Raw genomic sequence first — 21,973 nt, 5'->3', positions numbered from 1 at the left:
CACACGGCGTTCGGACGGGCACGTCCCCCTCGGGGCGTGCCCGTTCTGTGTGTCCGGGCCGGGTCGGGGACGAACCGACGCGCGAACGCCGGCCGCGGGTGCCGCAGGCGGACGTACCAGCGGCGACAATATTGTGAGCGGGACCACACACTCGTACTCGCGCATTTTGTTACTGGCCAGTAGCATGGTTTCGACAGTCCACCCACCCCTTTGGAAGAAGGAGGGGCCACCGTGCCGCGAACTGCTCGCGATGTCGTTTTTGTCGACGGGGTCCGTACACCGTTCGGCAAGTCCGGCAAGGGCCTCTACGCAGAGACGCGCGCCGACGACCTGATCGTCCGCGTCATCCGCGAATTGATGCGACGCAACCCGGGCCTGCCCCCGGAACGCGTCGACGAGGTCGCCATCGCCGCCACCACCCAGATCGGCGACCAGGGCCTGACCATCGGGCGCACCGCGGCGATCCTCGCCGGCCTGCCGCGCAGCGTGCCCGGCTACGCGATCGACCGCATGTGCGCCGGCGCGCTCACCGCCGTGACCACTTCCGGCGCGGGCATCTCCTTCGGTGCCTACGACGTCGCGATCGCGGGCGGCGTCGAGCACATGGGCCGCCACCCCATGGGTGAGGGCGTGGACCCGAACCCGCGTTTCCTCTCGGAGAAGCTCGTCGACACCGACGCGCTGGTCATGGGCAACACCGCCGAGAACCTGCACGACCGGTTCCCGAGCATCACCAAGGAGCGCGCCGACGCCTATGCGGTGCGCAGCCAGGAGAAGGTCGCCAAGGCCTACGCCGACGGCAACCTCCAGCCCGACCTGGTCGAGGTCCTGGTCCGCTCCATCGAAGAGGGCTACGGCCTGGCCACCGAGGACGAGCCGCCCCGGCCGGGCACCACCATGGAGTCCCTCGCCGGCCTCAAGACGCCCTTCCGCGCGCACGGCAACGTGACCCCCGGCAACGCCGCCGGCCTCAACGACGGCGCCACCGGCGCCATCATGGCCGCCGAGGACGTCGCCGAGGAGATGGGCCTGAAGGGCAGGATGCGCCTGGTCGACTTCTCCTTCGCCGGTGTGGAGCCCGAGGTCATGGGTGTGGGCCCCGTCCCCGCCACCGAGAAGCTCTTCGCCCGCCAGGGCATCTCCATCGACGACGTCGGCCTCATCGAGATCAACGAGGCCTTCGCCGTCCAGGTCCTGGCCTTCCTGGAGCACTTCGGTATCGCCGACGACGACGCACGCGTCAACCCCTGGGGCGGAGCCATCGCCCTCGGCCACCCGCTGGCCTCCTCCGGTGTGCGCCTGATGATGCAGCTCGCGCGCCAGTTCGAGCAGCGCCCCGATGTCCGTTACGGCCTGACCACGATGTGCGTCGGCATGGGCATGGGCGGGACCATCCTGTGGGAGAACACCAACTACGAGGGGGGCAAGTGAGCACCGCGATCGAGCAAGCACAGGAGCTCTTCAGCGACGAGGTCGTCACCAAGGCGAACTCCCGTGACATCCAGCTCCCCTACGGCGCCGGCACCGCCGTCCTGATCACGCTGGACAACGGGCACGACCACAACAAGCCGAACACCTTCGGCCCCGGCGGCCTCCTCAGCCTCGACGAGGCCATCGAGGCGGCCAAGGCGCGCACCGACATCGTCGCCGTGGCGATCACCGGCAAGCCGTTCATCTTCGCCGTGGGCGCGGACCTGACCGGTGTGCCCAGGATCCGAACGCACGAGCAGGCGATGGCCATCGGCAAGCTGGGCCACGACGTCTTCCGTAAACTCGGCGAGCTGGACGTCCCCACGTTCGCACTGGTCAACGGCGCTGCCATGGGCGGCGGCCTCGAGGTGGCGCTGCACTGCACCTACCGGACCATCTCCTCCGGTGTGCCGGCCGTGTCCCTGCCCGAGGCCTTCCTGGGTCTGGTTCCCGGCTGGGGCGGCACCTACCTGCTGCCCAACCTGATCGGCGCCGAGAAGGCCCTCGAGCTGATCATCGAGAACCCGCTCGCCCAGAACAAGGTCATCAAGGGCCCCAAGGTCCACGAGCTGGGCATCGCCGACGAGATCTTCGAGCCCGCCGACTTCGTCGAGGAGTCGCTGCGCTGGGCGGCCAAGGTCCTCAAGGGCGACGTCACGGTCGAGCGCCCCGAGGTCGACAAGGGCGAGGCCTGGGACAACGCGGTCAACATGGCCCGTTTCAGCGTCGAGGGCAAGCTCCACGGCGCCGCCCCGGCCCCGGCCCGCGCGGTCGAGCTGGTCGCCGAGGCCAGGACCCGCAGCCGTGACGAGGGTTTCGCCGCCGAGGACCAGGCCCTGGCCGACCTCATCATGAGCGAGGAGCTCAAGGCAGGCCTGTACGCCTTCGACCTGGTGCAGAAGCGCGCCAAGCGTCCGGCCGGTGCCCCCGACAAGTCCCTGGCCCGCAAGATCACCAAGGTCGGTGTGGTCGGCGCCGGCCTGATGGCCGGCCAGCTCGCGCTGCTGTTCGCCCGCCGCCTGAACGTGCCGGTCGTGCTCAACGACCTGGACCAGAAGAGCCTGGACAAGGGCGTGTCCTACGTCCACGGCGAGGTCGACAAGCTGCTGGGCAAGGGCCGCATCAACCAGGACAAGGCCAACCACCTCAAGGCCCTGGTCACCGGTTCGCTGAGCAAGGACGCCTTCTCCGACGCCGACTTCGTCATCGAAGCCGTCTTCGAGAAGATGGAGATCAAGCAGCAGGTCTTCTCCGAGGTCGAGGCCGTGGTCTCCCCCGACGCGATCCTGGCGACCAACACCTCCTCGCTTTCGGTCACCGAGATGGCCTCGAAGCTGAAGCACCCCGAGCGTGTCGTGGGCTTCCACTTCTTCAACCCGGTCGCGGTCCTGCCGCTGCTGGAGATCGTGCGCGGCGAGAAGACCGACGACGAAGCCCTGGCGACGGCCTTCGCCGCAGCCAAGAAGCTCAAGAAGACCGCGGTGCTGTGCAAGGACGCCCCGGCCTTCGTCGTCAACCGCCTGCTCACGCTGTTNGGGGCCCCCGCCCCGGAGGCGGCCGACCGCGCGGTGGCCCCGCTGGGGCTGCCGATGTCCCCACTGATGCTGCTGCAGCTCGTGGGACCCGCGGTCGCCCTGCACGTGTCCCAGACGCTGAATGCGGCCTTCCCCGAGCGCTTCGCGGTCTCCCCGGAGCTGGGCAAGATCGTCGAGGCGGGCAAGGGCGAGATCTTCGCCCCGGACCTGACCATCGACCCGGAGGTCAAGGAGCTGCTCAGCGGCGGCGACAAGCCCTCCGAGGAGCAGGAGATCCTGGACCGCGCCCTGCGTGCGTTGGCCGAGGAGATCCGGATCATGCTCGACGAGGGTGTGGTCGCCGAGGCCGCCGACATCGACCTGTGCCTGCTCACGGGCGCCGGCTGGCCCTTCCACACCGGCGGCATCACGCCGTACCTGGACAAGGTCGGCGTGTCCGAGGCCGTCAACGGCAAGCCCTTCCACCAGGGCGCGCCCCAGGCGCTCTAGGAGCCGCTCCGGCGGTCCCCTGAGACCACCACGGGCCCGGTACCCCTTCGGGGGCCGGGCCCTCTTCCGGTGTGTTGCGGCCTGTCGGCGGCCGTGCGCTCAGAGGTCCAAGTCCAAGCAGGCGACGGGTTCACCGTCCTGCGGGGCGGGTTCCTCGGACCCTGCGGTGGGGTCGGTGGAGATCAGGAGCGAGCCGAGGTCTTCCCCGTCCGGCTCGTCGTCGAGCTGGATCTGCCCGCGCCCGCTGCCGTCGGCGTCGGTGCCCGTCCGGATCATCACGGAGCCCTCCTCGAGCTCGCCCTCGGGTGCCTCTTCGGTGTCCTCCTCGCCCTCGTACAGGTCCCCGGAGGCCTCGGGGCCGGAACCGCATGCATCGACATGGACGGTGGCGAGGTAGGAGTCGTTCTCGGCGAACCCGGAGACCTCCAGTTCGTAGGAGGTCACGTCCGCGCCCTCGTCCGTGATCCACAGTTCGGCCACCGGTTCCTCGCCCACGGCGTTCTCGTCGAAGAGCTCGGAGCCCTCCTGGTCCTGGCCGAGCTCGGCCCGGATGTGCGCGATCTCCTCCGGCTCGTACTCCTCCTCGGGAGGGACGTTCGGTTCGGTACCGGGGTAGGTCCCGTCCTCGGAGCCCTCGCCCCCGGCGCACCCGGAGACCGCCACGGCCACGGCCAGCGCCACGACGAAACCCGAAACCGGGAGGAACCCGGCTCCCTTATTGGTCACAGAGGTATTCATGTGGTGGGAGGTACCCCTGTGACCGGTACGCCTCACCGGAACACACCCACCGGCCCGGACCAGCAATGACGACGCTCCGGCAGCAGTCGCGCACGATCCGTACGGCCGCGCCGGGGCCATCACACCAAAACACCAGATCTACGCGGCGTTGGTCCCCGACAGCTCCGAGGAACTCTTCAGGGGCTGACCGCCCCGAGGGCACGTGAGGGCCCGGCGGACATGCCCGCCGGGGCCCGTCAACGTCCGTGAGAGCGGCGTCAGGCGTTCGCCGGCGCCTTCTCCCGGCCCGCCTTCCGGTCCACGGGATCCGAGGCGTCCTCGTCCTCGTCGCCGCCCTCGGAGATCCCGATCCGGTCGTGCAGCCACCGCAGGGGGCGGGGCAGCCACCAGTTGAGGTTGCCGAGCAGGCGCATGGTCGCCGGGACCATGACCGCCCGCACCAGGGTGGCGTCCACCAGAACGGCCAGGGCCAGACCGACACCGATGATCTTGAGGAAGAGCAGGCTCGAGGTGCCCATGGCCAGCAGCACCACGCCGAGCAGGATCGCCGCGCTGGTGATGATCTTGCCGGTGCGCTGCAGGCCGAGCTGGACCGAACGGGCGTTGTCGCCGCTGCGCAGATACTCCTCGCGCACCCTGCTGAGCAGGAACAGCTCGTAGTCCATGGCCAGACCGAACGAGACGATCATGATCAGGACCAGGTAGGTCGGGTCGATCGTGCCCACCGCGTCGAAGCCGAGCAGACCGGCGAAGTTGCCTTCCTGGAACCCCCAGATCACCACACCCAGCGACGCACCCAGGGAAAGGGCGCCCATGAGGATCGCCTTGACCGGCAGCACGACGGAGCCGAAGGCGAGGAAGAGCAGTACCAGGGTGGCGCCGATGATGAAGGCGACGGTGATCGGGGCGCTGTCGACGATCGCGTCGAGGTTGTCGAGCTGTTGGGCTGCCACACCGCCGACCAGGACCTCCTCGGCCCCCTCGGGGCCGGGCTCGGCACGTACGTCGTCGACCAGCCCGCTGACCTCCGGGTCGTCGGTGTGGCCCTGATAGGCGACCTCGATGTGGGTGATGGCCTCGCCGGTGCGTTCCACGGTGGCACGCATGGCCGCGGGGAGCTCGTCCAGGCGGTCGACGTAGTCCTCGACGGCCCCCTCGGAGGGTTCGCCGGCCACGGCCACGTGGATACGGCCGACCTGTCCGGCGGGGAACTCCTCACCCATGGCCTCGGTGCCCGCCCGCGACTCGGCGTCGGCCGGCAGGTAACGCTGGTCGGTCGAGCCCAGGTCGGCCGAGAGCAGGCCGGAGCTGAAGGTGATGAGCACGCAGATCACGGCGACGAGGGAGACGGCCGGCCCGCGCATGACGGTTCGGGCCAGCCGCGCCCAAGTGCCTTTGTTCTCGTCGATCCTGCCGGTGACGGTGCGTCCGGGCAGGGGCATTCCGAGGCGGTCGATGCGGTGGCCCACCACCGACATGAGCGCGGGCAGGAACACCAGGGCCGCGACGAGGTCGAAGACGACGACGGCGATTCCGCCCCACCCGATGGACTGCAGGATCGGTTGGGGAAAGAACAACAGCCCTGCGAAGGCGATGCCGACCGTGACTCCGGAAAAGGCGACGGTGCGCCCGGCGGTGTCGACGGTGCGGCCGATCGCGACGGGCACCGCGCGTCCCTTGCCGAGCTCCTCGCGGAAGCGGCTGACCATGAACAGGCCGTAGTCGATCGCCAGCCCCAGTCCCAGGAGGGTGGCCACGTTGATCGCGAAGACCGACACCTCGGTGACGTGGGTCAGAGCACGTAGCACGGTCAGGGATCCCAGGATCGCCAGGCCGCCGACCACCAGGGGCACCAGACCGGCGACGAGCCCGCCGAAGATGAGGACCAGCAGGAGGAGCAACAGCGGGAGTGTGATGAGTTCGGCCCGGACGATGTCGCTCTCGGCGGTGTCGGAGAGCTCGTGCTCGACCGCGACGGGTCCGCCCAGCTCGGTCTCCAGCGGGCCGGCCTCCAGTGCGGCCTCGGCGTCCTCGAACTGGTCCAGGCGCTCCTGGTGCGTCTCACCGCTGAGGGTGATGGGCAGGTAGGTGGCCTGCATGTCCTCGGACACGAGCATGCCGCGTTCGAGTTCGGACAGTTCCTCGTCGAGGTAGATGTCGTAGTCGGCGACGACGTCCTCGGGAAGATCGTCGGCCACCCTCTCCATCGCCGCCGCGAAGCTGGGGTTGTCGACCTCCATCTCGGCGCTGCGGAAGACCGCGATGACGTCGATGTCGGCGTGGCCGAGCTCCTCCTGCAGGATGTCCATGGCCTCGGAGGACTCCGACCCCGGGTCCTCGAAACCGCTGTCGCTGACGTCGGAGAACACCCCGAGTCCCCATACGAGGGAGAAGGCGGTGAACAGTCCGGTCAGTGCCAGGACCCACCGCCGGCCCCGGTGGGCTCCGCGTCCGATGCGGCCGAACAGCCCGGTTCGTGCTGGCATGGGTCGCCCCTTAAGCGAACAGTCGTCATGTCCGTGAACAGCGTTTGCTAACGGCGTTCACTAAAGCTTCTGGGCGTTACTATGTCAACGCCGACGAAACGACCGAGAGCGCCCTGCCCCCGGCGCATGAGACGAGATGGACCTGCACACATGGCGAAACCGCAGATCGAGCGCCCCGGGGCCGGACTGAGCCGACGCGAACGTGTGCGCGAAGCCACACTCCTCGAGATCAAGGAGATCGCCCGGCGCCACCTCGTCGAGTACGGCCCCCAGGGGGTCTCGCTGCGTGCGATCGCCCGCGAGATGGGGATGACCGCGCCGGGGCTGTACCGCTACGTCTCGGGCATCGACGCGCTGCTGGTCCTGATCACCGCGCAGATGTACGACGATCTCGCCGACACCGTGGCCGCCGCCGACGCCAGCGTCCCCGAGCACGACACCGACCAGCGCATCCTCACCTCGCTGCGCGCCTTCCGCGGCTGGGCACTGGAGCACCGCGCGGAGTTCTCGACCATGTTCGGCCCGCGCAACCAGCTCGACCCCGGAACCGACATCGGCGAGGCCCTGGAGGCCGCGCGCAGGTTCGGCGCCACATTCTTCACACTCTTCGATCGGCTGCTGTCCGAAGAACGTTTCGAGGTGCCCTCCGAGGAGGAGGTCCCCGCGGACCTGGCCCGCGAACTGCGCGCCTTCGCCGACACGGTGGGGCTGTCCACCCCGCACGTGTCACTGGGCGCGGTGATGGTGCTGAGCTCGTGCTGGGTGCGGCTGTACGGGGTGGTGTGCATGGAGATCTTCCAGCACCTGAACTTCGCCATGGCGGACATGGAGCCGCTGTTCGAGTCGGAGCTGCGCAGCTTGCTGTCCCGGCTCGGGGTCGAGTACCGCCCGTTCGAGAGGTAGAGCCGACCGTCGGCGGATCGCACCGTGTCGATCCGCTACCATCGTGATGCCCGGTTGGGGTGGATAGTAGGGGTCTGCGGCACTTGACGTTTTCGTCCGCGGACCAGGGCCCCCGGAACGCGTTGGCACGATGGCGAGGACGGACCGTGGACGATCGACCCGGACCCGACCCCCGCCATCCGCCCTTCCACGTCCCACCGGCCTCCTACTCCGATCCCGGCATCCAGGGCCCCTATCTCCCCCCGCCCGCGGGAGAACCTCAGGGACCTGCCCCCTCTCCCCCACCGCAGGGGCCCCCGCCGCCCGCCCAGGGCTGGGGCCGGCAGACCCACGGCGGGCCTCACCCAGGGCCGGAGGGCTCCTTTCCCCCCGGATGGCACCCGCAGGTGCCCCACGACCACGGATGGCTGCGGCCCCCGCCGCAGCAGTCCCCGGGCAAGCAGAACCCCGGGGTACTCGTCGGCGCCTTCACCGCCGGGGCCGTCGCGCTGACCGCCCTGGCCGCGAGTGTGATCATGGTCGTCTCCGAGCCGAGCGGGGACCCCGCCCCTGCCCCGGGCACCGATCTGTCCACCCACTACGACGACGGCCTCCTGGACCGGCCCGCACCCATGGAGGTCGACCCGGCCGAGCACCCGCTCTACGAGGTCCCCATGCCCGCGGTGGTGGACTGCGACCTGCCCTCCCTGGACATCTCCTCCGACCCCTCGTGGCTGGAGTTCTCCGCAGAGGCCGGGGCCTGCCTGGACACGGTCTGGGCACCGACCATGGAGGAACTCGGACTGCACCCCGAGGCCGTGGAGTTCGAGGTCTCCACCGAGTCCCCCGACAGCGGCAACGACGAGGGCTCCACTCTGGCCTTCTACGAGATCGACCACAACCGCGTCACCGTGGTGCTGCCCAACGTGCGCGAGCTGGGCCGGCACGTGCCCGACTCCGACCAGGAGATGGTGTGGCTGGCCCTGATGGGGCACGAGTACGGCCACCACGTGCAGTACGCGACCGGGATCCTGCCCGTCAGCCACGACCTGCGCCGCAACGCCGAGGACGAGACCGAGGAGCTGGACACCCTGCGCCGCACCGAACTACAGGCCGAATGCATGGCCGGGGTGGCGCTGAACAGCATCGCCGAGGTGGGCCCCGCCGACCTGCAGACCGTCAACGAGCACTTCAACAGCGGCGGTGACCTGGAGACCCACGGGCGCGCCACCAACCGTGCCTTCTGGCTCGAACAGGGCTGGGGCGAGGAAACCGTGGCCGGCTGCAACACCTACGACGCCGAACAGCGCCGCGTGACCTGATCCGGCAGCACGCACGAGCCGGGCCCGGGAACCGCCGCAACAGCTCCCGGGCCCGGTTCCACGGTCGGCCGGCGCTCAGCCGCGGCCCCAGAAGTCGAAGACCGCGTTGGCGATGTCGGTGTGCTCCAGGTAGGCGCCCTGGACCGGGTCCTCGAAGTGTGCGTGGTGCTGGATCCGGCTCGCACCGGGTCCCTGAGCGTAGACGGGAACCAGCATGTTGGTGTGATTGCCGCTGTGCCAGGAGTGGTCGGGCAGCTCGCCGGCCTCACCGGTCAGGGGCGTCCAGCCCTCGCCCGCTCCAGGACCGGCCAGGTATCCGGTCTCGTGGTCGGCGGTGACCACCACGAGGGTCTCCTGCCAGCTGCTCTCGGCCTCGACCCAGTCCACGACCGCGTCGACGGCCTCGTCGAACTCGATCTGTTCCTCGATGAGCCGGTTCATGCTGTTGTCGTGGCCGGCCCAGTCGATGGCGCCGCCCTCGACCATGAGGAACAGGCCCTCGTCGGAAGCGTCGCCGAGCACGTTGAGTGCGCCGGAGGCCATCTCCGCCAGGGTGGGCACGTTCCCGTTGAGCGGGGCGTCATAGGGCATGGCACCCTCGACCGGTGCGCCGTCCCCGTCCAGGTCGGGTCCGCTGCGGTCGTACTGCAGGGTGTCGGCGGCCTGGGCGAGCCCGAAAACACGCTCGGGCGGGGTGGAGGTCCCGGCGAGGTCGGCGAAGTCGTCGGCCTCCTCGACGAAGGTGAACCCGGTCTCTCCCGCGGCAGCGGACTCGTAGGTGCCCTCGTCCACGTAGCCGTAGGCGGGCTCGTCCAGGAGACGGCCGTCCTCGTCGTAGTGGGGATGGCCGGCCCCCATGACGACGTCCAGCTCGTGTTCGGTGAGCATCTCGCGCGCGATCTGGCCGTAGGCGTTGCGGTCCTCGTTGTGGGCGACGAACGCGGCCGGTGTGGCGTGGCTGAACGGCACACTGCTGACCACACCGCTGGCGCGCCCGGTCTCCTGGGCGCGTTCGGTGAGGTTGCGCACCGGCATCAGGTCGGGGTCGAGGCCGATGACCCCGTTGTCGGTGTGCACCCCGGTGGCCAGGGCGGTGCCTGCAGCCGCGGAGTCGGTGTAGCCGTCGTTGACGTAGTCGAAGTCGGACCAGGCGCTCGCGGGATCATAGCTGCCGCCCTCGGGGTAGGTGGCCGCCGAGAGCTGGACGTCGAACTCCTCGTAGACGTTGGAGGCCTCGGCGGGTTCGCGCTCCACCTCACCGGTCTCCGGGTCGAGGGCGAACTGGTTGTAGGAGGTCCCGTCGCGGTAGAGGCCGGCGGCGTCGATCTGTTCGTAGCCCATACCGTCGCCGATGAGGACGATGACGTTGTCGGGGCCGAACCCCTGCGCCTGGGGGCCTTCGGCCAGAGCGGGCGACGCGGTGGCGGTGGCCAGGCCCAAGGCCAGGGCCGCGGCGGTGATCGGTACAGGGTGTGCCCAAGTGTGCTCTGCCAACACTGCTCCTCGGAGGATCGGGGGATACTTGGACGTGCGGCACCACGTTAGGGAGGCCCGGTGTCCCACCGGCGAAGGCTTGGACACCTCCGCGCAAACGGACAACCACCAAACGTCGCCATGGCGCTACTCTCCGAGCACCCTACGGTAGGCCTCCCAGCCGTGCAGCTTCACCCGCTCGCCCCGGTCCAGTTCCTCGCCTTGGCGGGCCTCGGCGGCGTCGATACGGAGCCAGTCCTCGTATCCGCTGTAGGACAGGCCGCGCTCGTCCAGGACCTTCTCCAGCGCAACGAGCTCGCCAGCGGCCTCGCGGAGGGCCGGGGCGTCCTCCAGCAGCGTGCGCACGGTAGCGGCGGCGTCGGACTTGTTGGTGCCGATGACCCCCGTCGCCCCGCGCTTGAGCCATCCGGCCACATAGGCGCCCGGCACGGGCCGCCCCTCGGGGTCCAGGACCCGCCCGGCCTCCTCGGGCACGGTCATGGCTTGCTCGTCGAAGGGCACTTGAGGCAGGGGCGTACCGGCGTAACCGACCGAGCGCAGGACCATACCGACGGGCAGCTCGGTGGTCTCACCGGTGCCCCGCACACGGCCCTCCTCGTCCAGGCGGGTGTGTTCGACACGGACCGCGCGCACACGGCCGTCCTGCCCCAGCACCTCCACCGGGCGCGACCAGAAGTGCAGCCGGACCGACCGCGGCGCCTCCCCCACCGGTCGGCCGGAGTGCTCCCGCAGGAGCTTGAGGTTGGTGCGTGCGGCACGGGAGACCTGCGCCGTCTCGGCCTCTCCCCCACCCACGGCGGTGAGGTCGATGTCGACCTGGGCGGGATCGACGACGACGTCGGCGCCGGGCAGGCCGAGCAGGTCGCGCAGTTCCGGTGCGGTGAACTTGGCTTGCAGGGGCCCGCGGCGCGCCAACAGGTGCACGGTGCGCACCTTGCTGGCGGCGAGCACGTCCAGCACAGGCTGGGGGATGTCGGTGTGGCTCAGTTCGTCGGCGGTCTTGGCGAGGACACGGGCCACGTCCAGGGCGACGTTGCCCGCGCCCACGATCGCGACCTCCTCGGCGTCCAGGACGAAACGCTCGAGCTCGCTGTCGGGGTGCCCGCAGTACCAGTTGACGAAATCGGTGGCGGCGACACTGCCGGGAAGCTCCTCGCCGGGCACGTGCATCCGGCGGTCCACGCTCGCCCCGGTCGCGTAGACCACGGCGTGGTAGGAGCGTTCCAGGTCCTGGCGGGTGATGTCGCGGCCGAACTCCACACCGCCGACGAAACGCACGTCGGGGTGTTCCAGTACCTCGCGCAGAGCACGCGCCACACCCTTGATCTTGGTGTGGTCCGGGGCGACCCCGTAGCGCACGAGCCCGTAGGGGGTGGGCAGACGGTCCAGGACATCGACCGCCACGGGAACGCGCTGTTGCCGGGTCAGGGCGTCGGCGGCGTAGATGCCGGCCGGGCCCGACCCGACCACGGCCACTCTCAACGGTGCGGGGCCGGTGTTCTGGGTCTCGGGTATGAGATAGCTCATCTCCTCATGATGGCAGTGCCGGGGCCGGCCCCGGCACTGCCGTCGAAGAGAATGTCGAGCCGGAGGTCAGGCGGGCTCGGTGGCCGGTTCGCCCTCGGCCAGGCGGGAGACCGTCTCGGTGAGCTTGCGGGACAGCTCCTGCGGTGTCAGCCCCTGCTGTTCCAGGATCCGCTCGCGCTTGGCGTGGGTGAGGAACTCCTGCTCGATACCGAAGGTGCGCACCGGCACGTCCACCTCGTGGTCGCGCAGCAGACGGGAGACGGCGTCACCGACGGCACCGGTGCGGCCGTTGTCCTCCACGACCGCGACGAGGCTGTGCTCGGCGGCCCCGGCGGCCAGGGCCCCGTCCAAGGGCTTGACCCACAGGGGATCGACCACGGTGACACCGATGCCCTGGTCGGCCATGCGGTCGGCGACCTCGACGGCGACCTGGGACATGGTTCCCACTCCGACGATGAGCAGGTCCTTGTCGTGGCCGGAGTCCTCGGCACGGCGCAGAAGGTCCATGGAACCGAGCTCGCCCACGGCGGTCAGTTCCTCGGCGACCGCGCCCTTGGGGTAGCGCACGACGGTGGGGGCGTCGTCGACCTGCACGGCCTCGCGCAGCTGCGTGCGCAGGCGCTCGGCGTCACGGGGCGCTGCCATGCGCAGGCCCGGCACGACCTGGAGGATCGACATGTCCCACATGCCGTTGTGGCTGGCGCCGTCGGTGCCGGTGATCCCGGCACGGTCCAGGCAGAAGGTGACGCCCTGGCGGTGCAGGGCGGCGTCCATGAGCACCTGGTCGAAACAGCGGTTGAGGAAGGTGGCGTAGACGGCCACGACCGGGTGCAGGCCCTTCATGGCCATACCGGTGGCGGAGGTGGCCGCGTGCTGCTCGGCGATACCCACGTCGAAGATGCGGTCGGGGTAGGCCTCGGCGAACTTGTCGAGACCGGTGGGGTGGAGCATCGCCGCGGTCATGCCGACGATGTCCTCGCGCTCGCGGCCGAGCTCGACCATGGTCTCGGCGAAGACCCCGGTCCACTTCTCGGCCTTGGGCCCGGGCTTGGCCTTCCCGGTGGTGACGTCGAAGGGGCCGGGCGCGTGGAACTGGTCCTCGTCGTGGTTCTCGGCGGGTGCGTACCCCTTGCCCTTCTGGGTGAGGCAGTGCACGATCACCGGTCCGCCGAAGTCGCGGGCCTGGCGCAGCGCCTTCTCCACGGAGGGCTCGTCGTGGCCGTCGATGGGGCCCAGGTACTTCAGGCCCAGGTCCTCGAACATGATCTGTGGCTGGATGGCGTCCTTGACGCCCTTCTTGAGGCCGTGCAGGGCCTCGTAGAGGGGCTGGCCGACCACCGGGGTGCGGTTGAGGGTGCTCTTGGCCAGACCGAGGGCCTGCTCGTAGCCGGGGGCCATGCGCAGTGAGGACAGGTGCTCGGCGAGGCCGCCGCGGGTGGGCGAGTAGGAGCGGCCGTTGTCGTTGACCACGATGACCAGGCGGCGGTCCTTGCGCTCGGCGATGTTGTTGAGGGCCTCCCAGGCCATGCCGCCGGTCAGCGCGCCGTCGCCGATGACGGCCACCACGGTGCGCTCGCGCTCGCCCTGGACCTCGTTGGCCTTGGCCATGCCGTCCGCGTAGGACAGGACGGTGGAGGCGTGGGAGTTCTCGATGAAGTCGTGCTCGGACTCCTCACGGGAGGGGTAACCCGACAGCCCGCCCTCGGCCTTCAGTGCGGAGAAGTCGTGCCGGCCGGTGAGCATCTTGTGCACGTAGGCCTGGTGGCCCGTGTCGAAGAGGATGGGGTCCCGGGGGGAGTCGAAGACCCGGTGGAGTGCGACGGTCAGTTCGACCACGCCCAGGCTGGGGCCCAGGTGGCCTCCGGTCTGGGAGCAGGAATCCACGAGGAAGTCACGGATGCCCCGAGCCAGTTCGGGCAGCTGGTCGGCGGGCAGCCTCTTGAGCGCATCCGGATTGTGTATCGACTCGAACAGTGCCACTGTCTCGTCAGTCCCCTCGTCCAGCGTGTCCGTTGCCTTTGCCATCGGGGGCCCGGGAGGTGGCCCGCACATGGCTGCCAGCAGGTATACATACCCGATCCTATGGGCGTGAGCCCCCGGGTGTTACCCGCCACCCGTTCACGGGTTTTCGCGTACATTACTCGCTCCTGGGGCCGCGCCGCCTCTGGAACGCACTTGCAGAGGCTATCCGAGGGCGGCTTGAACGAGCAGGCCCGCGGACGAGAGGGTCACCACGCCGAGCATGCCCAGGCGCAGCACCCGGGGCGACACGTGGCCGCGCAGGACGTTGCCCAGCACGAACCCGACCGCGACCAGCGGGACCGCCGCGATCCCGGCCACGACGACCCGGGTCTCCATCTGCCCTCCGAGGGTGAGCGCGCCCAGGGAGATGGTCGAACCGGCGAGGAAGAACGCGGCCAGGGTGGCACGTACCCGCGGCGGGGCCTCGTACTGGTACAGCAGCGCCATGGGTGGACCGCCGATGGAGGTGGCGGTCCCGGCGAACCCCGAGAGAACACCCGCGGTCACGATCGAGGCCGGGATGATGCGCACCCGGAAGGACCACACGGTGAGCACCACCGCGGCCAGGACCATCACACCGACCACGGCGGCCAGGGTGCGCGGTTCCAGCACGGCCACGACCAGCACGCCCAACACGGTCCCCGGGAGGCGGGCGGGCACGCCCCAGGCGATCCCGCGCCAGTCCACGTGCCGCCACTCCTGGACCAGGGTGAGCGCCGGCAGGAGCACCACGGTGATGAGCATCGCCCCCGGCATGAGCGAGGGGTCGAGGAAGGAGATGACCGGGGCGGCGACGAGGCCGAGTCCGAGACCGACGGAGCTCTGTACGACCGCCCCGGTCAGGACGGCCACGCCGGCGACGGTCAGCAGCACCCATGGGTCGGCCGGGGCGAGCAGGCTTCCGGGGACGGGTCTGAGGAGGTCGGAGAGCATGAGGACGCCCAACCTACCCGGGGGCCCGTTCGGCCCGCCGCCCGGGTCCGGCCGGAACGGACGGGGCCGGACCGTTGGATGCGGGACCCGGGCTCGCACGGGCGGGCATCCACGTCCTGGCACGGGTGGCCCCCGGCCGCGCGGGAGGACGCGACCGGGGGCCAGGGCCTGTTCGGCGGGTACCCTCGCCCAGCGAACAGGCCCCGGGGGGGAGAGGGCGGGGGGTGGTCAGCCCCCTCCCCTGGCATGGGTCTTGCGGCCCCGGCGCGAGGCGGCGTCCATGATGACGGCGACGAGCAGGACCGCGGCGGTGATCATGAACCGGACCGAGGTGTCGACGTTGGGCAGCAGGAGCAGACCGGAGGTGATGGCGCCCAGGACGAGCCCGCCCAGGAGCGCCGAGTAGGCGTTGCCGCGTCCGCCGAAGAGGCTGGTGCCCCCGATGACCGCTGCGGCGATCGCCATCATCAGTTCCTGACCGCCTCCGGTGGTCGTGCTGGCGGCGATGTTGCGTGAGACGAGCATGACCCCGCCCAGGGCGGCCAGGGTCGAGGCGATACCGAAGACCGAGATCCGGATGAGGACGGTGTTGATGCCGGCCCGGCGCGCGGCCTCGGCGTTGCCGCCGACCGCGTAGATCATCCGCCCGTACCGGGTCTTGCGCAGGACGAGGTCGAGGGTGACGACGGCGCCGACGAAGACGAGGAAGGCCAGGGGCAAGCCGTTGTGCTGGTTGAGGATCCACGCACCCGCGGCCAGGGGCACGGCCAGCAGTGCGGTACGCAGCACGGTCTCGGCCAGGGAACGGTGGGGCAGCCCCGCGGCGCGGCGTCTGTGTTCACTGGTCAGTGTGGAGGCCAGGTGCAGGGCCAGGACGAGCAGGACCACGGCCCAGCCGATCCACGGCACGAAGTAGGTCTGGGTCAGGGACGCGATGAGCCCCTCGGAGCGGGTGTTGATGGTTCCGTCGGGGCTCATGGCCCACAGGTGGAGGCCTTGCCACCCCAGGAGCCCGGCCAGGGTGACCACGAAGGCCGGGACCCCGATCTTGGCGAAGACGAAACCGTGGAAGAGCCCCACGAGCAGGCCCGTTCCCAGGGCCGCGGCGATGCCGGCCCACTCGGGCCATCCGTGCCGCATGACCGTGACGGCCAGGACCGCCGCCGAGAGCCCGGCGACCGATCCGATGGACAGATCGATCTCGCCCAGCAGCAGCACCACGATGACGCCGGTGGTCATGAGGCCGATGGCGGCGATCTGCACGGTGAGATTGGACAGATTCTGTGGAGACAGGAACCGGTCGTTGAGGAGTTGGAAGACGAGTGCGATGAGCAGGAGCCCGATGACCACGGGGGCGGCACCCAGTTCGCCGGCGCGGACCTTGCGTTTGGCCGCCCTCCACCAGCCGCCGGGCGTGGCTGCTGTGTCCAGGAGGCGGGGGTCGCGGCGGCCGGTGTCCCCTTCCGAGGGCGCGGGCGGGTCGGTGACCGGGGTGTTTCGACTCATCGGCTCTCCTCCGCCCCGGCGGTCTGCCGGCCGTCGCGGCGCGTGACGGGGTTGTCGGCCGCACCGGTGATGGCGGCGACGATCTCCTCGTAGCTGGTCCCGGCGATGGGGAAGTCGCCCGCGTTGCGGCCCAGGCGCAGGACGGCGGCCCGGTCGGCCACGGCCCGCACGTCGGCCATGTTGTGGCTGATGAGGATCACGCCCAGGCCCTGGTCGCGCAGTTGCTCGATGAGGTCGAGGACCTGGGCGGTCTGGGCGACACCGAGCGCGGCGGTGGGTTCGTCGAGCATGACCACTCGCGGCTCTCCGAGCAGGGCTCGGGCGATGGCGACGATCTGGCGCTGGCCACCGGACAGGGAGGCCACGGGCACACGCAGGTCGGGGATGTCGACCGACAGCGAGCGCAGCAGTTCCCAAGCACGCCGTTCCATCTCGACCTCGTCGAGGGTGCCGGGAAAGTGCAGGTGTTCGTTACCGAGGAAGAGGTTGGCCACGATGTCGAGGTTGTCGCACAGGGCGAGGTCCTGGTAGATCGTGGCGATGCCGAGGCGTTGGGCGTCGGCGGGGGTGGTGATCTCGACGGTCCTGCCGTCCCAGACGACGGCGCCGCCGGTATCAGCGGTGTGTGCGCCGGAGATGACCTTGACGAGGGTGGATTTGCCCGCTCCGTTGTCGCCGAGCAGGGCGACGACCTCGCCCTGCTGGACGTGGAGGTCGACCTCGTCGAGGGCGCGCACGGCCCCGAAGGTCTTGGAGATCCCGGACAGTTCCAGGACGGGTGTGCTCATGGGGTGGTCTCTTCCTTGTCCTCACGCCGGCCCGGGCGCCCGCCGCGGGCGTGCAGGGGCGGGTGCCCGGGCGGAGGGTGCCGTCGGGGCCCGGCTCAGAGGGCTTCCTGGCAGTAGTCGGTGTCGGCGTACTCGCCCTCGCAGATCTCCTCGACGGTGTAGAAGCCGTCGGAGACCACGGTGTCGTCGATGTTGTCGATGGTCAGGGCGACCGGTTCGAGCAGCACCGAGTCGATCTCCTCACCGCTGCCGTCCTCGAGCTGGGCGAGGGAGTGCTCACCGGGCTCGATGTCGGAGCCGGTGGCCAGGTCCACGGTGACCTGGGCGGCCAGTTCCGCCTGGGGACGGATCTCCTTGTAGACGGTCATGTACTGCTCGCCGGCGACGATGCGCTGGATTCCGGCGAGTTCGGCGTCCTGTCCGGTGACGGGCGGCAGGTCCTCGGTGGCCACACCGGCGCTCTGGAGGGCGGCGATGACACCGGAGGCCATTCCGTCGTTGGCGGCCAGGACCCCGGTGATCTCGTCGGCGCCCAGGGAGGTGATGGCGCCCTCCATCTGGGTGGTGGCCTCTTCGGGGGACCAGTCGGGGGTGTCGTACTCCTGACCGATCTCGATCTGGCCGTCGAGGACCTCGTGGGCGCCGGCCTTGAAATCCGCGGCGTTGGGGTCGGTGGGTGAGCCGTTGACCATGACGATCTGGCCCTCGCCGGTGGTGCCTTCCTCCTCGATGGCGGCCAGGAGGGACTCGCCCTGGACCTGGCCGACACGGTGGTTGTCGAAGGAGACGTAGGCGTCGACACCGCCCTCGGCGAGGCGGTCGTAGGCCAGCACGGGCACCCCCTGGGAGGAGGCCTCGTTGACGGTGCCGGCCGCGGCCTCGGCGTCGACCGCGTCCAGGACGAGGACGTCGATGCCGTCCGTGAGCATGGCCTGGGCCTGGGTCTGCTGTTCGTCGACCTCACCGTCGGCGTTGGCGTAGGAGAACTCGCAGTTCGGGCACTGTTCCCCGAGCGCTTCTTCGAAGTAGGGGTAGTCGAAGGCCTCGTAGCGGGCGGTGAACAGGTCGGGCAGGAGGAGACCGACGTGGAAACCCTCCTCCACGGAGTGGACCTCCCCCTCCTCCTCCCCTCCCCCGGAGGTGATGCTTTGGCATCCGGTGGCCGTGACCAGGGCGAGGGCGGCGGTCACGGCGGCGAGGCCGCTGCCTGGCATGCGTCTGTGGGATGAGCGTCGTGTGTTCAACGACGGAGCCCTTCTCGTGCGGAGGGGTGGGTGATCTGCGGCACCGTGTTCGGTGCAGTGCAGTCAAACCGCGCCTCGGGCTTGCCGTCAACTCCTGAACGCATAACTGAAAGATCACAGATATTGCATTCAAGCAGTGAAGGAAAAGGAGGGCTGGTCAGGCCGTAGGGCGCTCCCCCCGTTGCCGTCCCCTCGGTCAGACGGGGCTCTCGGCGGCCACGAGGAGTGCACCGTACAGAGCCGCGAACTCACCCAGTTCACCGGTCACCACGTCCACCCGCTCCAGAGCGCTGCCCAGGGTGCCCAGCTCCATCGCCCTCAGCATGGGGTCCAGGAGCAGGTCCCCGGCGGCGGCCAGTGGACCGCCGACCACGACACGGTCGGGGTTGAACAGGTTCGCGACGACGGCCGTGCCCTGCCCCAGCGCGGTCCCGGCCTCGGAGACGATACGGCGGCTGGAGGGATCACCCCCGTGCGCGGCCGCCACCAACCGGGGCAGCTCGACCTGTCCGTCCCGGGCCAGATCACTGCCGTGGGGCACCATCGCCAACAGATAGGAGATGCCCACGAAGGTCTCCAGGCAGCCTCGGTTGCCGCACCGGCAGACCTGGCCGCGCGGGTCCAGGCCGATGTGCCCGATCTCCCCGGCCGTGCCGTCGGCTCCGCGCAGCAGCCGGCCGTCCAGCACGAGACCGGCACCGACCCCTTCGTCCAGGAGCAGGTGTATGACGGTGCCCGCACCACGCGCGGCCCCGCGTCGACGTTCGGCCACGGCCGCCAGATTGGCGTCGTTCTCGACGCGCACCGGTCGCCCCAGACGCTCCTGCAAGGCCTCGGCCGGGCGGAAGCCCGTCCAACGCGGTATGCACGAGACCGCCCCGACGGTCCCGGTCCCCGGGTCGAGGGGAGCGGGCACGGAGGCCACCACCGAGGAGACCGATGCCAGGTCGACACGGCCGCGGAAGAGCACCGTCTCGGTGAGCCAGGCGGCCCGGCGCACCGCGCGTGCAGGATCCGCGGCCACGTCGTAGTCGATGGCCTCGCGTTCGAGGAGGCCGCCCTCGTGGTCGGCCACGGCCACACGCAGACGCTCGGAGGTGAAATCGACGGCCACGACCGTGCCGGGGGAACGCAGCAGGGTGACGGCGCGGGCCCGGCGGCCGTTGGAGGAGGTGGCGCGTACCGCGACCGTGCCCGAGGTGCGCAGACCGCGCACGATGTTGGACACGCTGGCCGCGGACAGGCCCGTGGCCCGGGCGAGTTCGGCCTGGGTGCAGGTGCCCCGGCTGCGCAGGGTGTCCACGACGCGGCGTTCGTTGGCCTGGCGCAGCGCCGATTGCGATCCCGGGGTCGTGTCGGCCTCGGTCACCACGCAGCCCCTCGTCCGGTCGCTCGTTCGTGTTGTACGCCTTGCGCCCGAGAATGTTACAAGGCGTGAAGGAAGGTGAGAAACGGCCCCTGCCTTACCCTTCGGGAGATGAGTGAAGTACGGACGGGCACCGGTGTGCCCGGGTGGGCCGAGACCGTGGTCACAGCGCTGCCCGGCGGTGGAGGGGCTCGCGTCGTGGCGGTCGAGGGCCGGTCCGGGGCGGGCAAGAGCACCGTCGCCGCACACCTGGGCGAGGCCTTGGCGGCGCGGGGCGAGGCGGTGCACGTGTTGACCATGGAGGACCTCTACGCCGGCTGGGACGGACTCGCCGAGGGGAGCCGGCTCCTGCGCACCCGCGTGCTGGCCCCGCTGGCCCGCGGCGAGGCCCCGGTCTGGCACCGCTGGGACTGGGAACGCGGGCAGCGCTCGGCCGACCCCTCACACCTGCCCGAGGCGGTGTCCCGGTGCGGGGTCCTCGTCGTGGAGGGCACCGGCTCCGGGGGCGCGCCCGCCCTGGTGGACCTGCTGGTGTGGGTGCACGCCCCGGAGGCCGAGCGCGCCCGGCGCCTGGACGAGCGCGGGGACGCTCAGCTGTACGCACCCCACCGTGCCGCGTGGGCCGCTCAGGAGGACCATCACCTGGACCTGCACCGACCGGAGGCCCGCGCCCGGGCGTGGGTCGACAACAGCTGAGGTCAGCCGCTGGAGCAGATACGCCGCGCCTCGGCCAGATCGCGTTCGATGTTCTGCAGCCCGCTGTCCAGGCTGGTCCTAACCCGGGGCAACTGGGCAGCGCGTTGGGAGCGCCATTTGCGTTCGTGGGAGGAGCCGAACCGCTGTGTGTGGGTGCTCGCCACGATGATCGCGCCGATCCCGCTCGCCAGAGCCGCGGTCAGGAAGATCATGCCGGCGACCTCCGAGGTCACCATCGCCAGGAAGAAGCAGATCCCGGTCGACCAGTAGAGGAGGATCTTGCCACGGCGGAACCCCTCGTCGGAGTCGCCCTGCACGGCCAACGTCTGCTGCTGCTCGGCCACCGTCCGGTGCTGGGAGACCCACTGTTCACGCTGGTGGGCCAGGACACTCACGGTCTCCAGTGCCCCGTAGACCGCGGCGGCGTGTCCGGCGCGCGCGGCCCCTTCCGAGCGTTCCACCCGTGCCCACAGGATCTCGATCCACTCGCTGACGCCGGGCCGGGCACCGGGGTCGGGCCTGCGGGCGCGCTCGGGGTGCAGGAGGAAGACCAGGATCACCGCAGGGTCGACGTGGTTCTGCGTGCCCCGCCATCCGGAGAGCCCCTGCGCGAGCTGCTGGTGGAAACGGGCACCGATACGTTCGGCCTCGACCAGGTCCTCGGCCAGGGAGCGCAGCGCGCCCGCATCGGGAACCTCGTGCTGGGACATGGTGCGCAGGACCTCGGGTCTGGCCAGCAGGCCGAGTTCGTTGCTGCGCGGGTCACCGGACAGGAGGGGACGCGGGTCCTCGAACAGCCGGCTCAGCCCGGTGATGCTGCAGTCGTGGCCGCGGAAGACCGGCGGCAGGTCGGGGCGCACCTGGGCGATGAGGGTGGCCACGGCCGCGTTGGCGTCGGTCACCTTGCGGCGGAACAGGGACCGGTCGACCAGGGTGTCGTTCAGGTCGTCGATGATCCAGGCGCCCAGGGTGGCACGTTCCTGTACATCGGACATGACCCGGACGGCGTCGGACCAGTTCTCCTGCAGAGCGGCGGCGAGTTCCTGCACCGTACGCAGGCGCCGCCCGGCGAAGTAGTAGGGAGGCGCCTGGTCCCCGGTTCCGGAGGACGCGGGGGTCTGCGCGCCCGAGGGGTCCTGCTGCTCCGGCCCGGCCCCGGAAACGGCCTCCGCGTACGGGGTGTGCGGCCGGGCCGGATCCTGCTGACGTGTGGCACCGTCGTCCACCCCTTCGACCAGGGTCGGGCCGGACTGCGGGGCCGACCCTGCGGGTGTCTGCGGGGCCAGGGCCGTTCCGGTGACCAGGTGGTCGAGCAGGGTCCGGGCGTCCGGACGGGTTCCGGGGTCGCCGGTCAGGCAGGCGCGCACGGCCGGGGCCAGGCTCTCGGGGATCCCGTCCAGGTCGGCCTGGCCCGAGAGCACACGGGCGATGCGGGAGGCCTGGGTCGGCCCGGAGAAGGCCTCGCGCCCGGTCGC

16 protein-coding genes are annotated in these 21,973 nt (G+C 70.4%); 5 read left to right on the top strand and 11 right to left on the bottom strand.

Going from position 1 to position 21,973, the window contains the following annotated elements; translation table 11 throughout:
* The first annotated feature begins 231 nt into the window (after positions 1-231).
* Positions 232-1,431, top strand: coding sequence for a thiolase family protein (locus D473_RS0117780; RefSeq protein WP_017610401.1), 1,200 nt, complete (start codon positions 232-234; stop codon positions 1,429-1,431).
* A complete protein-coding gene (locus D473_RS0117775; RefSeq protein ID WP_017610400.1) occupies positions 1,428-3,494 on the top strand; it encodes a 3-hydroxyacyl-CoA dehydrogenase NAD-binding domain-containing protein in 2,067 nt (688 codons plus the stop codon). The genes D473_RS0117780 and D473_RS0117775 overlap by 4 nt, the downstream gene beginning before the upstream one ends.
* Before the next feature lie 99 nt (positions 3,495-3,593).
* Here the strand turns inward: D473_RS0117775 and D473_RS0117770 are convergent, their stop codons facing one another.
* Entirely contained in the window at positions 3,594-4,220 is a 627-nt protein-coding gene (locus D473_RS0117770) for a hypothetical protein (protein WP_017610399.1), read from the bottom strand.
* Between the two features lie 269 nt (positions 4,221-4,489).
* A complete protein-coding gene (locus tag D473_RS0117765; protein ID WP_017610398.1) occupies positions 4,490-6,718 on the bottom strand; it encodes an MMPL family transporter in 2,229 nt (742 codons plus the stop codon).
* 150 nt (positions 6,719-6,868) lie between these two features.
* Between D473_RS0117765 and D473_RS0117760 the strand changes: the two genes are divergently transcribed.
* The gene (locus tag D473_RS0117760; protein ID WP_017610397.1) at positions 6,869-7,621 is read left to right on the top strand and encodes a TetR/AcrR family transcriptional regulator; all 753 of its coding nucleotides are present in this window, start codon (positions 6,869-6,871) and stop codon (positions 7,619-7,621) included.
* Positions 7,622-8,007: 386 nt separating this feature from the next.
* On the top strand, positions 8,008-8,922 hold the full coding sequence (locus D473_RS0117755; protein WP_017610396.1) for a neutral zinc metallopeptidase: 915 nt from the start codon (positions 8,008-8,010) through the stop codon (positions 8,920-8,922).
* A gap of 75 nt (positions 8,923-8,997) precedes the next feature.
* On the opposite strand, the gene D473_RS0117750 is transcribed toward D473_RS0117755, so the two are convergent.
* The 8 genes from D473_RS0117750 to D473_RS0117715 all read right to left on the bottom strand — a co-directional run bounded on the left by D473_RS0117750 (position 8,998) and on the right by D473_RS0117715 (position 19,805).
* Positions 8,998-10,419: an alkaline phosphatase gene (locus D473_RS0117750; protein WP_017610395.1), complete on the bottom strand. Its 1,422-nt coding sequence runs from the start codon at positions 10,417-10,419 to the stop codon at positions 8,998-9,000.
* 123 nt (positions 10,420-10,542) lie between these two features.
* Positions 10,543-11,943, bottom strand: coding sequence for an FAD-dependent oxidoreductase (locus tag D473_RS0117745; RefSeq protein WP_017610394.1), 1,401 nt, complete (start codon positions 11,941-11,943; stop codon positions 10,543-10,545).
* Positions 11,944-12,009: 66 nt separating this feature from the next.
* Positions 12,010-13,923 carry a 1-deoxy-D-xylulose-5-phosphate synthase gene (dxs, locus tag D473_RS25015; protein ID WP_017610393.1) on the bottom strand — a complete coding sequence of 638 codons (1,914 nt, stop codon included), beginning with the start codon at positions 13,921-13,923 and terminating at the stop codon, positions 12,010-12,012.
* Between the two features lie 204 nt (positions 13,924-14,127).
* The gene (locus tag D473_RS0117735; RefSeq protein WP_017610392.1) at positions 14,128-14,898 is read right to left on the bottom strand and encodes a sulfite exporter TauE/SafE family protein; all 771 of its coding nucleotides are present in this window, start codon (positions 14,896-14,898) and stop codon (positions 14,128-14,130) included.
* Positions 14,899-15,126: 228 nt separating this feature from the next.
* On the bottom strand, positions 15,127-16,404 hold the full coding sequence (locus tag D473_RS0117730; protein WP_017610391.1) for a sugar ABC transporter permease: 1,278 nt from the start codon (positions 16,402-16,404) through the stop codon (positions 15,127-15,129).
* A complete protein-coding gene (locus tag D473_RS0117725) occupies positions 16,401-17,192 on the bottom strand; it encodes an ATP-binding cassette domain-containing protein (RefSeq protein ID WP_017610390.1) in 792 nt (263 codons plus the stop codon). The genes D473_RS0117730 and D473_RS0117725 overlap by 4 nt, the downstream gene beginning before the upstream one ends.
* A 95-nt stretch (positions 17,193-17,287) precedes the next feature.
* Positions 17,288-18,406: an ABC transporter substrate-binding protein gene (locus D473_RS0117720; protein WP_017610389.1), complete on the bottom strand. Its 1,119-nt coding sequence runs from the start codon at positions 18,404-18,406 to the stop codon at positions 17,288-17,290.
* A 226-nt stretch (positions 18,407-18,632) separates the two neighbouring features.
* On the bottom strand, positions 18,633-19,805 hold the full coding sequence (locus tag D473_RS0117715; protein ID WP_017610388.1) for an ROK family transcriptional regulator: 1,173 nt from the start codon (positions 19,803-19,805) through the stop codon (positions 18,633-18,635).
* Positions 19,806-19,913: 108 nt separating this feature from the next.
* On the opposite strand from D473_RS0117715, the gene D473_RS0117710 reads away from it, so the two are divergent.
* Positions 19,914-20,498, top strand: a complete 585-nt coding sequence (locus tag D473_RS0117710; RefSeq protein ID WP_017610387.1) for a uridine kinase family protein — start codon at positions 19,914-19,916, stop codon at positions 20,496-20,498.
* 2 nt (positions 20,499-20,500) lie between these two features.
* Here the strand turns inward: D473_RS0117710 and D473_RS27480 are convergent.
* Positions 20,501-21,973: serine/threonine-protein kinase (locus D473_RS27480; protein ID WP_017610386.1), on the bottom strand; the 1,473-nt coding region annotated here is incomplete at its 5' end.

This window comes from Nocardiopsis xinjiangensis YIM 90004 (assembly GCF_000341145.1).
Lineage (GTDB): Bacteria > Actinomycetota > Actinomycetes > Streptosporangiales > Streptosporangiaceae > Nocardiopsis > Nocardiopsis xinjiangensis.
This window is presented reverse-complemented; position numbering and strand designations above follow the sequence as displayed.

Excerpts from the sequence above, each read along its gene's own strand:
- D473_RS0117765 (WP_017610398.1), bottom strand. The coding sequence starts at position 6,718 with ATGCCAGCACGAACCGGGCTGTTCGGCCGCATCGGACGCGGAGCCCAC.
- D473_RS0117760 (WP_017610397.1), top strand. The coding sequence starts at position 6,869 with ATGGCGAAACCGCAGATCGAGCGCCCCGGGGCCGGACTGAGCCGACGC.
- D473_RS0117745 (WP_017610394.1), bottom strand. The coding sequence starts at position 11,943 with ATGAGCTATCTCATACCCGAGACCCAGAACACCGGCCCCGCACCGTTG.
- D473_RS0117735 (WP_017610392.1), bottom strand. The coding sequence starts at position 14,898 with ATGCTCTCCGACCTCCTCAGACCCGTCCCCGGAAGCCTGCTCGCCCCG.
- D473_RS0117730 (WP_017610391.1), bottom strand. The coding sequence starts at position 16,404 with ATGAGTCGAAACACCCCGGTCACCGACCCGCCCGCGCCCTCGGAAGGG.
- D473_RS0117725 (WP_017610390.1), bottom strand. The coding sequence starts at position 17,192 with ATGAGCACACCCGTCCTGGAACTGTCCGGGATCTCCAAGACCTTCGGG.
- D473_RS0117720 (WP_017610389.1), bottom strand. The coding sequence starts at position 18,406 with ATGCCAGGCAGCGGCCTCGCCGCCGTGACCGCCGCCCTCGCCCTGGTC.
- D473_RS0117710 (WP_017610387.1), top strand. The coding sequence starts at position 19,914 with ATGAGTGAAGTACGGACGGGCACCGGTGTGCCCGGGTGGGCCGAGACC.